The organism is Clostridium fessum (assembly GCF_003024715.1).
Taxonomy (GTDB): domain Bacteria; phylum Bacillota; class Clostridia; order Lachnospirales; family Lachnospiraceae; genus Otoolea; species Otoolea fessa.
Genome location: NZ_PYLO01000003.1, coordinates 64650 through 80003, shown reverse-complemented (window position 1 = coordinate 80003; position 15354 = coordinate 64650). Strand labels below are relative to the sequence as shown.

Genomic DNA, 15354 nt, shown 5'->3' with positions numbered 1-15354 from the left:
GGAGTGAAAGAGAAAGTGGCAGAGCAGAATCAGCAGAATAAGAACGAGGAGAAGGACTTAAATCAGTTATTAAAGGTGCGCCGCGAGAAACTGAAAGACCTTCAGGACAACGGAAAGGATCCGTTCCAGATTACAAAATTTGATGTAACTGCACACAGCAGCGAGATCAAGGATAACTTTGAGCAGATGGATGGCAAAGAGGTTACGATCGCAGGACGTATGATGTCCAAACGTGTGATGGGTAAGGCATCTTTCTGCAATGTGCAGGATTTAAAGGGCAATATCCAGTCTTATGTTGCCAGAGACAGCGTAGGCGAAGAGGCTTATAGAGATTTCAAGAAGATGGATATCGGTGATATTGTCGGAATCAAAGGTACCGTATTCCGCACCAAGATGGGAGAGATCTCCGTTCACGCAGAGTCCATCGTACTGCTGTCCAAGAGTCTGCAGATTCTGCCGGAGAAATTTCACGGACTGACCAACACGGATATCCGTTATCGTCAGAGATATGTGGATCTCATCATGAATCCGGAAGTAAAAGACACCTTTGTAAAACGTTCTCAGATCCTCAAGGAGATCCGCAATTTCCTGGATGGACGCGGATTTATGGAAGTGGAGACCCCGATGTTGGTAGCTAATGCCGGCGGTGCGGCTGCACGTCCGTTTGAGACCCATTATAATGCTCTGGATGAAGATGTAAAACTGCGTATTTCTCTGGAACTCTACTTAAAGAGACTGATCGTAGGCGGCTTAGAGCGTGTTTACGAGATTGGTCGTGTATTCCGTAACGAGGGTGTTGATACCCGTCACAACCCGGAATTTACCCTGATGGAGCTGTATCAGGCATACACCGACTATGAGGGCATGATGGAACTGACCGAGAGTATGTTCCGCTACCTGGCTGAGAAAGTCTGCGGAAGCTCTGTCATCAGCTATAACGGCACTGTGATTGATATGTCCAAGCCGTTCGAGCGCATCACCATGATCGATGCAGTTAAGAAATACTCCGGTGTTGATTTCAACACTGTTAAAACTGACGAGGAAGCAAAGGCAATCGCAAGAGAGCACAATGTTGTATTTGAGGAGCGCCATAAGAAGGGTGATATCATCAATCTGTTCTTCGAGGAGTTCTGCGAGGAGAAGATGATTCAGCCGACCTTCGTTATGGATCACCCGGTTGAGGTATCTCCGCTGACCAAAAGAAAACCGTCCAATCCGGAGCTGGTTGAGCGCTTCGAGATGTATATCTACGGCCGCGAGATGTGTAACGCATACTCTGAGTTAAATGATCCGATCGATCAGAGAGAACGTTTCAAAGCACAGGAAGAGGCTTTTGCTGCTGGCGATGAGGAAGCAAATCATACGGATGAAGACTTCCTGAACGCACTGGAGATCGGTATGCCGCCGACAGGTGGTATCGGATACGGTATCGACCGTCTGGTTATGCTGCTGACCGATTCCCAGGCAATCCGTGACGTACTGCTGTTCCCGACAATGAAGTCCTTAGACGCTAAGAAGGGCGAAGGGAAGGCTGAAAAGGCAGTAGAAAATGCTGCTGTGGCAGAGGAAAAGGTTGCAGAAAAGATTGATTTCTCCAACGTAAAAATCGAACCATTGTTTGAAGAAATGATTGATTTCGATACCTTTGCAAAGGCTGATTTCCGTGCAGTAAAGATTCTGGAATGTGAAGCAGTACCGAAGTCAAAGAAGCTTTTAAAGTTCACTCTGGATGACGGAACAGACCGGAAACGCACGATTTTAAGCGGTATTCACGAGTATTACGAGCCAGAAGATCTGATTGGCAAGACAGCGATTGCAATCGTAAATTTGCCTCCGAGAAAGATGATGGGCATTGATTCCGAGGGTATGCTGATTTCAGCAGTACACGAGGAAGATGGACATGAGGGATTAAATCTTCTCATGGTGAATGACCGGATTCCGGCAGGTGCGAAGTTGTACTAAGAATCAGAAAATCCATAGACTTTTATGAGTTTATCGAGTGTTTGACATCAAATTGACATCAAATTTGTGTCATTCGGTGGACTAATATGGACTGAAAAGGGATGTTTTAGAAATCAGAACCTTTCAAAACTTAATAGTTGAATGCTATTAAAAGGACATTTTCCAATAAAACGGAGAGTGTCCTTTTTCTGTTGTTATGGTCAAAACAAAATCAAAATAACACAAGGAGGGTTCTATTATGACAAGTACAGCGTTAGGAGCAGAAACCAAAAAGGAAGAAAAGATTATTTTTATCAGCGATGCACATGAGAAATTCTACTACGAGAAGTTAAAGGAAGTCCGGTATCAGGATGTTTACCACAAGGCACTCTGCTATTGTCTTGGGATCAGCGATGATACCAGAAGAAATGTTTACAGAATTTATGATTTCAAAACAGGATGCGTAATAACAGAGTGTTTACACGAAGGCTGGCAGACCAGTGGAAGTGTGAGAGTGATCAGAATGGCATTCAATCTGTATTGCAATGGAACACCAAGTGTTTCCGATTATGAAGATGCAGAAGAACAGGTGGACGAGTGCAGGCAGTACACGGTGGAGGAAATATTCTGCTGTGCTTATGCACCATATTTCTGGCAGGCAATTCAGATTCGGTATCCGGAATATGCCACATACAACCATAAGCTGTATGCCTTATTGGGAGGAACAGACTAATGTTAAAAGTCAGATTGATGGGAACAAAGAATGATATTAAGTGGTTCGGAAAGATTTTGCAGAGGAATCCGAAAGTGGAAGTAACGGAGTTTTCCGAGATGTATCCGAATAAGGGAACGAAGAAATTTTACAGGGCGTATGTAGAAGTAAAGAAAAGAAACGTAGCAGAAAAATAGCAGAAAACAAAGGAGAATCTATCATGTGTAAAATAATCGCAATCGCAAACCAAAAAGGTGGTGTGGGCAAGACCACCACAACCAGTAATTTAGGCATAGGATTGGCAAAACAGGGCAAGAAAGTCCTGCTGATTGATGCCGATGCACAGGGCAGTCTGACAGACAGTCTTGGCTTCACAGAGCCGGACAAGCTAGAGGAAACACTTGCAACAGCACTTGGCAATATCATCAATGATGAAGATATGGAAGCGGATTATGGTATCCTGAAACACAAAGAGGGAATTGACCTGATGCCGGGAAACATTGAGCTTTCCGGTCTGGAAGTATCACTTGTAAATGTGATGAGCAGAGAGCTTGTGATGCGTTCCTACATAGAGCTGGTAAAGGATAATTATGATTATATTCTGATTGACTGTATGCCCTCTCTCGGCATGATTACTATAAACGCTTTTGCCTGTGCGGACAGTATTCTGATTCCAGTGCAGGCGGCATATCTTCCGGCAAAAGGGTTGCAGCAGCTTATTAAGACCATAGGAAAGGTCAGGAGACAGATTAACCCGAAGCTGATGATTGAGGGGATTCTGCTGACAATGGTGGATGCTCGAACCAATTATGCAAAGGACATTACTGCATTACTGGTGGAGAATTACGGTAGCAAGGTGCGGATATTTGAAAACAGTATTCCCATTTCCGTCCGTGCGGCAGAGATTTCCGCAGAGGGTGTCAGTATCTACGAACATGATCCGAAAGGCAAAGTAGCCGCTGCTTATCAGTCTTTGACGGAGGAGGTGCTTGGGAATGAGTAAAGCAGGAAGTGCCGCAAAGGTAAAATTAAGCAGTTATGATGATTTATTTGGAAATGCAGAAGAAAAGACAGGGAGCGAAGAGCAGATTATCAGAGCCAAGCTCACGGATTTGCATGAGTTTAGAAATCATCCGTTCCGTGTACTGGACGATGAAAAAATGGAAGAAACAACGGAAAGCATCAGTAAGTATGGGGTGCTCGTACCGGGAATTGCAAGACCGAGGGCAGAGGGTGGCTATGAAATCATAGCCGGACACCGCAGAAAACGAGGTTCAGAACGGGCAGGAAAAGAGGATATGCCTGTGATAGTCCGCAATTATACAGACGATGAAGCTACGATTATCATGGTGGATTCCAACATTCAGCGTGAGGACATTCTGCCAAGTGAGAAGGCGAAAGCTTATGCCATGAAATACGAGGCTATGAAGCATCAGGGCAGAAAAGGAAACGGAAATACGCTTGACGAGGTAGGAGAAGCTGCCGGAGAAAGCGGAAAGACGGTGCAACGGTATATCTGGCTTGCAAGGCTGTCCGATGAGCTGCTAGAGTTGGTTGACAGAAAGAAAATCGGTCTGGTACAGGGTGTTGACATTTCCTTTCTGTCGGAAGATGCACAACAGTGGGTGCTGGTAATCCTTGAGGAAAGCGGAGCAAATATTTCCACAGTACAGTCTGCCAAGCTGAAGGAATATGGGAAAAGCGGCGAACTGACGCTGCCGATGGTGCGTCTGATACTGACCGAGGAAAAGCCGAAAGAGAGGAAAGTTACAATCAAGTCTGAAAAAATCAGCCAGTTTTTTTCAGAGGAATACTCCAGCGAAGAGATTGAGGGGATTATCCTGCAATTATTGGAGGAATGGCAGAAGAAACAGTAAAGGGGGTGCGGTAAAATGGGTAAACAGATACAGTTTGATTATTACTATGGGATTGAAGCAGAACAGTTTTCCTTTTATCGTGTTCCTCGGTTGCTGATTAAAGACGAGCGTTTCAAGGGGCTTAGCAGCGATGCCAAGCTCCTGTACGGTCTGATGCTTGACCGTATGTCACTGTCTATGAAAAATGGCTGGTTGGATGAAGAAAACAGAGCCTATATCATTTATACTCTTGATACTGTCATGGAGGATTTGGGATGTGCAAAAGCAACCTGTGTTAAGATTATGAAAGAGTTGGACAGTGATAATGGGATAGGATTGATCGAAAAGAAACGCAGGGGACTTGGAAAACCGGATATTATTTATGTAAAGAATTTTGCCACAATAGGAGAAGCAGAAGAAGAAACGCCTGCAAATGCTGATGTTTCCACAGAAGTTCAGGATTTGAACCTCAAGAGTTCTAAAAGTTATACTTCCAGAAGTTCAGAAACTGAACTTCAAGAGGTTCAAAAAGCAGACTTCCAGAAGTCTAAAAATTTTACTTCAAGAAGTACAATATCTGAACTTGCGGAAGTTCAAAAAGCAGACCCTAATTATACTAACTATAATCATACTAACCAGAGTAATATTGATAGGAATTATATCAATCCTATCAATCAATCCGGCAGTGAGTTGGAAGGGGAGATTGATGTGATGGAAGATGTCAATGCTTACATGGAAATCATCAAAGAGAATATTGAGTACGAACATCACATGAAATATGGCAGATGGCAGGACAAAGGGCTGTATGAGGAATTGTATGAGGTAATCTGCGAGATTGTATGTGTGAAGCATAAGACTGTTAAAATCGGTGGAAATGATTATCCATATGAGCTTGTAAAATCAAAGTTCCTCAAACTGAATAGCTCCCATTTGGAATATGTGATAGGATGTATGCAGGAAACAACTACGAAAATTGCAAATATCAAGGCATATATGGTAACAGCTCTTTATAATGCACCCTCAACGATGAATCATTATTATCAGCAGGAGGTACAGCATGATATGTACGGAGGTGGCTGGAATGAAAAGAATATTGGTTAAAATTGTGCTTCCGGTATCGTTGCTGGCAGTTTGGATGATAACCTGTTATCCGATTTGCAGAAAAGCAGAAGGATTTGATTTTTTCCTGTATTGGGTACTGGTCGGCTGTCCTTATGGGATCAGAAAAATGTGTATGATTCTCATACCAAAAAATTTCGGAATTGCAGGAAGTATAGGAATACTGGCACTGAACTGTATTGTAGGTGGTCTGATTGGCGGTGTGGTTGTAATTCTGAGAATGGTTATGGTGCTGATGGAGATAATAAAGATAATCAGTGATACTTCTGGACACGATGTCCAAAGGTGCAGATGAAAAGCGAAAATGAAAAAGGCATTGTTCATCAATCAGAACAACACCTTTAATTATCATCCGGGACGTATTCCATAATCTCTTCAATCCGGCAGTTAAGTATCTGGCAAAGCCTGTTTAAAATAAGCGTTTTTACAACAAGGTTCTGCCGAAGCCGCTGAAGCTGTGCTTTATCAATGCCATAATCTTTGATAAGCTGGTACTGGCTGATTCCTTTTTCCTTTAGCGTACGCCAAAGCGGATCGTATTTAATCATACTGAAAGCTCCTTTCCACACTTGTATTCTAAGTGCATGAAACATATAATAATATGGTGCGTGTACGCACCATAAAACATACAAGGAGAGTAAAAAAGTTATGGAACATAATGAGTTTAAGGATCAGCTATACGAAGTATTAGATGAAAATGATGTGGCTTTAGGGATTGAGGATATAGATACCTCTGATGCCGCAAATATTTTTACAATAAAAACAAGGGACGGAAGTGTTTTTGAAATAGAAACACGGAAGATTGAATAAGAGGCAGCACGATGCCTCGAAACAGGAGGTTTGCAACTGTGGAGAAAAGTTACATTACAGACATAGAACGGGAACGGTGCAAAAAGGTTGCCGCAGCCTATGCAGAACTGTATGAGCTGGAAAGCATTTTGGTATTGGATGTAGGACGGTACGGTTTTGTGAAGCTGCAATATTACACACCGGAGTATGGATTTAATGATGTTATAACCTATACAGACAGTGAGAGTATGTTTGAGGACTTATGGCAGGAATGGCTTGATACCCGGCTCTATCTCTTCGCAAAGGGAACGCCGATGCTGGAAATGGGATATGAGGAAATCTTCAAATGTCTGCCGGAGGAAAAACAGAAAGAGCTTTTAGAGCAAAAAGCAGTATTTGCAAAAATGGCAGAAATAGAACTGAAATAAAACAGCGTCAGGGCAGTTATGAATTGAAAGATTTGTAGCTGCCCTTTTTTTATTGCTTTTGGACACGATGTCCAGAAGCGGAAAGGAGCAAAATGGAATCATTACGAGATGTAAAAAGAGTTATGGAACGGGAGATAGAGAAAGGGAGCTGCCCATTACAGTTTGAATATCTGGAATTTGGAGAAAAACCGTTTCAGTTCATAGAATCAGAGGAAAAGCTGAATGAGGTGCTTTCGTATTTGTTGCGGTTGGGGGAATATAGAGGATATACGGAGCATCTTGTAGGAAATAACGTGTATATGGATTTGGATATGTTGTGCCGGAAAATTCAGTTTAAGCGTACCCATTCCCCTGTGGAGCGTAGTGAAATCCAGTGGAAAATACAACGCTATAAAAATAAACTGAAACCGGACTATGCAGGTAAGGTTTGTTTAGAAATAGTGCAGTGCGTTTTCAGTCTGCCGGAAGGAGCAGCGGAGAAGTACCAGATTGTATATGATGGACAGAAAACCTATGCTTTTGCCATGTCAAATAAGTATATTCTGGGACTTTTTACTCATTGTGAAGCCGCAAGAAAATCTGCTGTGGAGGACGGTGTGGAGTTTGTACATCTGCCGGAGAATGAACAGAAAATCGTCAGTCTTGAAAATGTGAGGAATGTGTTGTTTCAGGCATTGCTGCTTGATAATGTTACGGTGGAGAATGGTCTGTTCCATGCACAGATGTGTACGGTTATGCTGTTGAAATAAATGTACCGGAAATATTTGATACAGGCATAAATTTTGTTATAATGGCTTTGAACAGAATTTGTCCGAAAGAGGGATTGTATGAAACCAAATCATCATTCACTGGCATATAAACAGCAGAAACAGCCGAATAAGACCTATAAGGATTTAAAACAGAAGCAGAAGATGAAAATAGCAGACTGGATGTTTCGGGAAACCTGCATTTTCTATAAGGAAAATGGAGAGATACCAAATGAGGAGGTAGCAAAGCAGATTATTGACCGGATTTATGAAAAACTGAAATCTCTTGCAATCTGGGTTCCGTATGAAGAGGTTTACCGAGCATATCTTTTAAAATTGCCACGATATGAGCTTCGTATTGCGGAAAATGGGATACCGGAAGAAAAGCCGCCGAAGGAGAAAAAGGAGGATGTGCCGAAAAAGAAAAAGGGAAGCAGTAATAAGCGGTGTCCGGTATGCGGCAGGAGAATGAAACAGCAGTTTATTGGTTTGCAGCATTGCAAATGTGGAATGAGCTGGAAAAAGGACATCGGCTTTTTTGAGCGAACCGGAGATATGGTGTTTGCCTTGGAGCGGAGAAAAATAGGAAATAAACAAAAACAGTGCCCTGTCATTCGATATAAGGAATAGGGCATGGAAAAACAGAAAACAGCGTCAGGGCAGTTATGAGTCGAAAGATTTGTAGCTGCCCTTTTTTATTGCTTTTGGACACGATGTCCAGAAGCCGGATGGAGGTCAGATGAAATGAAAAAGAGAGAATTTCAGAAAAAAGCAGCCGCAGCGTTATTGGGAAAACTGGCAGATGTTGTGATGGAACTGGAAGAAAATCCAAACATCACAATAACGTCGGAGTATCATAGTAGCTATTTTAAATTGAGAAAGAATTACAATCTGATTCAGATTTCGGTCAAGCAGACAGGAGAGCTGACGTATCAGTTGACGGATATGCTGGGAAACACAGGCAGAAGTCAGATTTATGTACAATATCATGCTGGAGATGATCCGGAACATTTGATAAAGAAGTTTGTTGAGGATTTTGGGCGGCTTTATAAGGATTTTCTTTTAGCGGGAACGCTGCATGATTTTGTTCGTATCCAGTTATCTGTGGATGCAGATACAGAGGAAGCATTAAGGGAGTACGAGGACTGTATCAGAGCAGGCTGCCTGTAAATCAGAATTTTTGGACACGATGTCCAGAAGCGGAAAGGAGAGAACATGAAATATTTACTACATCGGCTGCTTGTTCCGCCCTGAAGGAACAGCAGTAAAAAGGAAAGAAGGAGGTACAGATGCAGGAAGAAGTAACGCAGAAAACAATCGCCCTTGTGATTAAGGCTGCAAAGCTGGATGCCAATATCCTGAAATCTGCCATGAGAATGTATCTGAATCATTGCAGAAAACAGGCACAGAAAACGCATGGGAAAGTGTCGGTTAAGGAACTGGTGGGCGAGGGTGCAGGTGCTTCATCCATTGAAATCACAGATGGCAATATCAAATCCTTTGAGCGGGTAGCTCGTAAATACAATGTTGATTTTGCTGTGAAAAAGGATAAGACCACCGAGCCACCGAAGTATCTGGTATTTTTCAAGGGCAGGGATGCCGATGCTGTGGCACAGGCATTTAAGGAATTTGTTTATGGAAATGAGAAAAAGAACAGTAGGACTTCTGTAAGGCAGAAATTAAAGCATTTCCGGGATGTGGTATCAAAGGATCAGAACAAAGAACGGAGCCGGGAAAAGAATAAGGACAGGGGGCAGAGCCTATGACTAATATCATAGCAGGCATTACCAAAGATTTAAAAGCTGTCCCCAAAAAGCTGAAGGAAAAAGCAAAAAGTGCAGATGTTAAAAAGCTGATACTGCTGAATCTTCCCTATGTGCTTGCCGGGTACTTCTGTAATAAGGCAGCATTTTTATGGAGAGTGGCAGAGGGCAGTAATGCGTCTGACAAGATGATGGTAGTAATGAGCCAAATGGACAGGATGTTTTCCAATCCGTTCCCCAGTTTTTTTCTGAGTGATTTGCTGATTGGAATCGCCGGAGGCGTTGCCTTAAAATTCATTGTTTATTATAAGGCGAAGAATGCCAAGAAATTCCGGCAGGGTGTGGAATACGGTTCTGCACGGTGGGGGAATGCCAAAGATATAGAGCCATATATGGATTCTGTATTTGAAAATAATATTCTTCTGACCGCTACGGAGCGTCTGATGATGTCCGGCAGACCGAAAGAACCGAAGTATGCAAGAAATAAAAATATTCTTGTGATTGGCGGTTCCGGCTCCGGTAAAACAAGATTTTTCGTGAAGCCGAACCTGATGCAGATGCACTCGTCCTATTGCGTCACTGACCCGAAAGGCACAATCTTAGTGGAATGTGGGAAGATGCTGAAGCGGGGCAAGTATAAGATTAAAGTCCTCAACACCATAAACTTTGCAAAATCCATGCATTATAATCCATTTGCTTATCTGCGGAGCGAAAAGGACATTTTGAAACTCGTCAACACAATCATAGTCAACACAAAAGGAGAGGGGCAGCAATCCGGTGAGGACTTTTGGGTCAAAGCAGAAAAACTCTATTATACAGCATTGATTGCATACATCTGGTACGAAGCACCGGAGGAAGAACAGAATTTCGCCATGCTGATTGATATGATTGATGCAAGTGAAGCAAGAGAGGACGATGAAAACTTCAAAAATGCTGTTGATCTGCTCTTTGAGGAGCTGGAGGAAAAAGACCCGAACCATTTTGCTGTAAGGCAGTATAAGAAATATAAGCTTGCGGCAGGAAAAACAGCGAAGTCGATTCTGATTAGCTGCGGTGCGAGGTTAGCACCATTTGATATAAAAGAGCTGCGTGACCTGATGGAATATGATGAACTGGAGCTTGACACGCTGGGAGAGGAAAAAACAGCGTTGTTCGTTATTATTTCTGATACAGATGCTACGTTTAACTTTGTGGTGTCTATCATGTATTCCCAGCTCTTTAATTTGCTTTGCGACAAGGCAGACGATGTTTATAACGGAAGGCTCCCGGTTCATGTGCGTATGCTCCTTGATGAGTTTGCGAACATCGGGCAGATTCCACAGTTTGAGAAGCTGATTGCTACGATCCGAAGCAGGGAAATATCAGCTTCTATTATTTTGCAGTCAAAATCACAGCTCAAAGCGATTTACAGGGACAATGCCGATACCATAGAGGGCAACTGCGACACTACGCTGTTTCTCGGAGGAAAGGAAAAGACCACCCTAAAGGAATTAGCAGAGGTATTGGGGAAAGAAACCATTGACCTGTACAACACCTCGGATACGAGGGGGACGAGCCAGTCCTACGGTCTGAATTACCAAAAGACCGGAAAGGAACTGATGAGCCAAGATGAGATTGCTGTCATGGATGGCGGGAAATGTATTATGCAGCTTAGAGGTGTCAGACCATTTTTCTCGGATAAATTCGATATAACGAAGCACAAGCGGTACAAAGAGCTGTCCGATTATGACAAGAAAAATGCCTTTGATATGGAACAGTATGTGAAACATCTGCACCACTTGAAGGTCACAGAAAAGACAAAGGTAGATGAAGCCTTTGAATGCGGGGAGATTTCCCCGGATACAACTGAATAGGAACATTTGGACACGATGTCCAGAGGTACAGGAGTTTTGCGGATAGAAAGCAATGCTCCTTATTTTTTGCAAAAAATAAATTTTCGGAAAGAACGAGGTAACTGAATATGGCATTTTTTACATCAGCAGTAACAGGATTAAAGACCGTTGTAACCGCAATCGGAGCAGGCGTGGCAGTATGGGGCGTTATCAATCTTCTTGAGGGATACGGAAATGATAACCCAGGGGCAAAATCACAAGGGGTCAAGCAGCTCATGGCGGGTGGCGGTATTGTAATTGTGGCACAGACGGTAATTCCGCAGCTTACAAGCCTGTTTTCCTAAGTCATGGGAGCGATTCTCGACAAGATAACTGAATTTATAAAGGAAATACTGCAAGGGTGGGTCATGGACAACCTTACTACGATGTTTACAGATGTGAATGATAAGGTCGGAACAATCGCAGGGGAAGTCGGCAGGACACCCAGTTCATGGAACAGCGGAGTGTTTTCTATGATAGAGAACCTTTCGGAAAATGTGATGATACCCATAGCGGGCATGATCATCAGTGCGATACTCTGCTATGAGCTGATTACAATGGTCATGGATAAGAACAATATGCATGAAGTAGGAAGCGAGTTCTTTTTCCGTTACCTTATCAAAGCCTGTATCGCTGTGCTGCTTCTCAGCTACACCTTTGACATCACAATGGCGATTTTTGATGTGGGAAACCATATCGTGACCAGAGCAGGCGGTATTGTTTCGGGTTCCACTACCATTGATGTGACGGATACCCTAAAAACCATGTTTGACAGTCAGATTGATACAATGGGCATCGGCGAGCTGATCGGGCTTGGTATCGAAACTATGATTGTCAGCTTATGTATGAAAATCATCTCCCTGCTTATTACCGTCATGCTTTTCGGGAGAATGATTGAAATCTACCTTTATATTTCAGTAGCTCCGGTTCCCTTTGCCACATTCAGTAACCGGGAATGGGGCGGTATCGGCAACAATTATATCAAGGGACTGTGTTCACTGGCGTTTCAGGGATTTTTCATTATGGTATGCGTGGCAATCTATGCGGTGCTGGTATCCGGCATTGCGGTTGCGGACAATCTGCACACAGCACTGTGGTCGGTGGCAGCTTATACCGTTGTTCTGTGTTTCAGCCTGTTCAAGACAGGTTCCCTTGCGAAATCAATCTGGAATGCTCATTAGAACACATTTCAAAGAAAGGAGGGAACAGCCGGGGCTTGCAGTATCAGCTCCGGCTGTGATGTTATGGCAATATCCGTAGCAGTGCCAAAGAATTTAAGCGGCATAAAGACAAAAGTAGCGTTAAATCTGACGAAACGCCAGCTTATTTGCTTCAGCGGTGCAGGTGCGGTAGGGATTCCCTTTTACATTTTTACAAAAGGGTTTATCGGCACACAGGCATCGGCACTTTTGATGGTAGCGGTCATGCTGCCTTTTTTCTTTCTGGCAATGTATGAGAAGGACGGATTTCCGGCAGAGAAGATTCTGTATTTTATGATAAGGCAGAAATTCCTCACACCGGGGATTCGTCCCTACAAATCAGAAAATATTTACAGAAGATTAGAAGAAACAGAGCGTATAAAAGAGGAGGTGCGTAAACTTGAAGAAAAAGCAGGCGGCAGAAAAGCCGGACAGACATAAGAAAAAAGGAAAAACGAAGCCGGGGCTGACCTTTGTGGAGCGGAGAAGGCTTGCGGAGTTAAAACACATGCTTGCCGGAACGAATAAAAACGCAGAAAAGCCCACCACAGCACAGAAGACCATTACCTTTCAGAAGATGTACCGGGACGGTATCTGTCAGGTCACTTCTGGCTTTTATACGAAAATGGTGGAGTTTTACGATATAAATTATGACCTGCTGGAAATCGAGGATAAGGGGGAAATACTGGAGGAATACAGCAGGCTTATCAATTATTTTGACCCGTCTATTAAATTTGAGCTGTTCCTGTTCAACCGACAGGTTAACGAGCAGACCTTAATTGACCAGTTTGACATTCCATTGCAGGCAGATGATTTTGATGATATTCGTGAGGAATACACGCAGATGTTAAAGAAACAGGCTGCAAAGGGAAATAACGGTATTATCAAATCAAAGTATCTGATTTTTGGAATTGAGAGTAAAGGCTTTAAGGAGGCAAGGGCAAAACTTGTCAGCATTGAAGCAGATGTGATTAAAAATTTGACTAATCTGGGCACACACGCTAAGAGCCTTGACGGAAAGGAACGTCTGCGTATCCTGCATGAGTATTTTAACCAGGATACTATGGAGCCTTTCCGTTTTTCTTTTAAGGAACTGGCGGAGTCGGGAAAAAGTGTGAAAGATTACATCGCTCCGCCGGGATTTGATTTTCGCTATCCGAGTCGTTTTAAGGCGGGAAAAATGTATGGCAGTGTGCATTATCTGGATATTATTGCCCCGAAGTTTGATGATGAGTTGTTGAAAAAGCTTCTTGATCTGGATGCGAACCTGACTATTACCATGCATATGCAGACAATGGATCCGGTCAAGGCGATTAAGATGCTAAAAGGTGCTTTGACGAATATTCAGAAGATGAAGATTGAAGAGCAGAAAAAGGCGGTAAGGTCAGGTTATGACATGGACATTCTTCCAACGGACATTATCACTTATGAAAAAGATACCCTTGACCTTTTGGACGATTTAAACAGCAGCAATCAGAAAATGGTAAAGATGACATTTCTTCTGACCTGCTATGGCAGAAACAAGCGGGAACTGGAAAATATCACGCAGAGGGTATCCGGCATTATCCAACAGGCGAACTGCAACCTCAGATGTATGCAGTATTTACAGGAGCAGGGACTGATGGCATCGGCACCAATCGGGTGCAACGATACGGGAATTGAACGGGATTTGACAACAAAGAGTACCGCTATCTTAGTACCGTTCTGTACGCAGGAATTATTTATGCCAGCTCCGGCTATTTATTATGGTTTAAATGCCCTTTCCAACAACATGATTATGGCAGACCGGAAACGGCTTCGTACACCAAACGGTGTGATTCTTGGTACACCGGGAAGTGGTAAGTCTTTTAGTGCAAAGCGTGAGATTCTTTCCTGTTTCCTGATGACAAAGGACGATATTGTGGTCTGCGATCCGGAGGGCGAGTATTTTGCCCTTGTGGGAGCATTGCACGGACAGGTGGTAAGGCTGGCAACCAATTCCAAAGATTATTTAAATCCGATGGACATTCAGCTTTCCCATAAAGGGGATAAGGAAGCCTTAAAGCTGAAATCCGATTTTATCATTACTCTGTGTGACTTGATTGCCGGAGGAAAGAACGGTCTGGAAAATGATGAGAAAGGTATCATTGACGAATGTATCCGTCATATTTACGATGCTTATTTTGAAAATCCCGTACCGGAGAATATGCCTATCCTTGAGGATTTGTATAATGCCCTGTTAGAGCATAAGAACAAAAAGGCAGAACGGATTGCAAACTCCCTTGTGCTATATGTGCATGGTTCGCAGAATTATTTTAACCACAGGACGAATGTAGACAGTCAGAACCGTATCATGTGCTTTGACATCAGGGACTTGGGAAACCAGTTGAAAGAGCTTGGAATGTTAATCGTACAGGATGCGGTCTGGAACAGGGTATCGCAGAACCGGGAGCGTAAGATTGCCACCCGCTATTATTGTGATGAGTTCCACCTTTTGCTGAAGGAGAAGCAGACCGCTATCTATTCGGTGGAAATCTGGAAGCGTTTCCGTAAGTGGGGCGGTATTCCTACGGGGCTGACGCAGAACGTAGGCGATTTTTTGAAGTCGGAGGAAATCGAGGGAATCCTCGGCAATTCCGATTTTGTATATCTCCTGAATCAAAATGCAAAGGATCAGGCAATCCTTGCAGATAAGCTGGGATTGTCAGAAAAACAGCTTGCCCATGTAACCAATTCCGAGCCGGGGTGCGGACTGATTCTGTTTGACAACGTGGTTATTCCGTTCGTAGATAAATATCCGGTAGATACCAAGACCTTTGCGGTTATGAATACCAAACCAGAGGAAAGTGTAAGGCAGGAGGTAAATGAGTAGTGGCGGAGAAAAAGAAACAGAAACCGGCTGCATTTGCACAGGAGAAAAAAACCTTTACCGGAGAAATTCCAAAGAAAGC

The 15354-nt window shown here is 43.2% G+C and carries 19 protein-coding genes; 18 read left to right on the top strand and 1 reads right to left on the bottom strand.

The genetic code is table 11. From position 1 onward, the window contains the following. Positions 1-3 precede the first annotated feature (3 nt). The 7 genes from lysS (at position 4) to C7U56_RS09635 (ending at position 5923) form a co-directional block, all read left to right on the top strand. The gene (gene lysS, locus C7U56_RS09660; RefSeq protein WP_416242441.1) at positions 4-1962 is read left to right on the top strand and encodes a lysine--tRNA ligase; all 1959 of its coding nucleotides are present in this window, start codon (positions 4-6) and stop codon (positions 1960-1962) included. A 238-nt stretch (positions 1963-2200) separates the two neighbouring features. Then, positions 2201-2674: a DUF6075 family protein gene (locus C7U56_RS09655; RefSeq protein ID WP_002596299.1), complete on the top strand. Its 474-nt coding sequence runs from the start codon at positions 2201-2203 to the stop codon at positions 2672-2674. After that, positions 2674-2850, top strand: coding sequence for a hypothetical protein (locus tag C7U56_RS15670; protein WP_002596300.1), 177 nt, complete (start codon positions 2674-2676; stop codon positions 2848-2850). The genes C7U56_RS09655 and C7U56_RS15670 overlap by 1 nt, the downstream gene beginning before the upstream one ends. Before the next feature lie 23 nt (positions 2851-2873). Continuing rightward, positions 2874-3656, top strand: a complete 783-nt coding sequence (locus tag C7U56_RS09650) for a ParA family protein (protein WP_002596301.1) — start codon at positions 2874-2876, stop codon at positions 3654-3656. Then, positions 3649-4530 carry a ParB/RepB/Spo0J family partition protein gene (locus C7U56_RS09645; RefSeq protein WP_002596302.1) on the top strand — a complete coding sequence of 294 codons (882 nt, stop codon included), beginning with the start codon at positions 3649-3651 and terminating at the stop codon, positions 4528-4530. The genes C7U56_RS09650 and C7U56_RS09645 overlap by 8 nt, the downstream gene beginning before the upstream one ends. A 15-nt stretch (positions 4531-4545) precedes the next feature. Next, a complete protein-coding gene (locus C7U56_RS09640; RefSeq protein ID WP_002596303.1) occupies positions 4546-5610 on the top strand; it encodes a DUF6017 domain-containing protein in 1065 nt (354 codons plus the stop codon). Then, positions 5591-5923 (top strand): DUF6050 family protein, encoded by a 333-nt coding sequence (locus tag C7U56_RS09635; RefSeq protein WP_038259775.1) that lies wholly within the window; start codon positions 5591-5593, stop codon positions 5921-5923. The genes C7U56_RS09640 and C7U56_RS09635 overlap by 20 nt, the downstream gene beginning before the upstream one ends. A gap of 46 nt (positions 5924-5969) precedes the next feature. On the opposite strand, the gene C7U56_RS09630 is transcribed toward C7U56_RS09635, so the two are convergent. After that, the gene (locus C7U56_RS09630; RefSeq protein ID WP_002596305.1) at positions 5970-6176 is read right to left on the bottom strand and encodes a helix-turn-helix domain-containing protein; all 207 of its coding nucleotides are present in this window, start codon (positions 6174-6176) and stop codon (positions 5970-5972) included. A 100-nt stretch (positions 6177-6276) separates the two neighbouring features. On the opposite strand from C7U56_RS09630, the gene C7U56_RS15665 reads away from it, so the two are divergent. The 11 genes from C7U56_RS15665 to C7U56_RS09580 all read left to right on the top strand — a co-directional run bounded on the left by C7U56_RS15665 (position 6277) and on the right by C7U56_RS09580 (position 15275). Continuing rightward, positions 6277-6438 (top strand): hypothetical protein, encoded by a 162-nt coding sequence (locus C7U56_RS15665; protein WP_002596306.1) that lies wholly within the window; start codon positions 6277-6279, stop codon positions 6436-6438. Positions 6439-6476: 38 nt separating this feature from the next. Continuing rightward, a complete protein-coding gene (locus tag C7U56_RS09625) occupies positions 6477-6845 on the top strand; it encodes a hypothetical protein (protein WP_014081156.1) in 369 nt (122 codons plus the stop codon). Between the two features lie 92 nt (positions 6846-6937). Further along, positions 6938-7594, top strand: a complete 657-nt coding sequence (locus tag C7U56_RS09620) for a hypothetical protein (RefSeq protein WP_002596308.1) — start codon at positions 6938-6940, stop codon at positions 7592-7594. 78 nt (positions 7595-7672) lie between these two features. Continuing rightward, entirely contained in the window at positions 7673-8221 is a 549-nt protein-coding gene (locus tag C7U56_RS09615; protein ID WP_002596309.1) for a hypothetical protein, read from the top strand. A gap of 114 nt (positions 8222-8335) precedes the next feature. Beyond that, the gene (locus C7U56_RS09610; RefSeq protein WP_002596310.1) at positions 8336-8761 is read left to right on the top strand and encodes a hypothetical protein; all 426 of its coding nucleotides are present in this window, start codon (positions 8336-8338) and stop codon (positions 8759-8761) included. 119 nt (positions 8762-8880) lie between these two features. After that, complete coding sequence (locus C7U56_RS09605) at positions 8881-9357, top strand: PcfB family protein (RefSeq protein ID WP_002596311.1); 477 nt, start codon at positions 8881-8883, stop codon at positions 9355-9357. Then, the gene (locus C7U56_RS09600) at positions 9354-11207 is read left to right on the top strand and encodes a VirD4-like conjugal transfer protein, CD1115 family (protein ID WP_083382899.1); all 1854 of its coding nucleotides are present in this window, start codon (positions 9354-9356) and stop codon (positions 11205-11207) included. Before C7U56_RS09605 ends, C7U56_RS09600 begins: the two co-directional genes overlap by 4 nt. Positions 11208-11314: 107 nt before the next feature. Next, on the top strand, positions 11315-11530 hold the full coding sequence (locus C7U56_RS09595) for a Maff2 family mobile element protein (RefSeq protein WP_071144656.1): 216 nt from the start codon (positions 11315-11317) through the stop codon (positions 11528-11530). Positions 11531-11533: 3 nt separating this feature from the next. Beyond that, complete coding sequence (locus C7U56_RS09590; protein WP_038259682.1) at positions 11534-12406, top strand: VirB6/TrbL-like conjugal transfer protein, CD1112 family; 873 nt, start codon at positions 11534-11536, stop codon at positions 12404-12406. A gap of 63 nt (positions 12407-12469) precedes the next feature. Continuing rightward, positions 12470-12865 carry a PrgI family protein gene (locus tag C7U56_RS09585; protein ID WP_002596354.1) on the top strand — a complete coding sequence of 132 codons (396 nt, stop codon included), beginning with the start codon at positions 12470-12472 and terminating at the stop codon, positions 12863-12865. Positions 12866-12932: 67 nt separating this feature from the next. Next, positions 12933-15275 carry a VirB4-like conjugal transfer ATPase, CD1110 family gene (locus C7U56_RS09580; RefSeq protein ID WP_418536083.1) on the top strand — a complete coding sequence of 781 codons (2343 nt, stop codon included), beginning with the start codon at positions 12933-12935 and terminating at the stop codon, positions 15273-15275. The last annotated feature ends 79 nt before the right edge of the window (positions 15276-15354 follow it).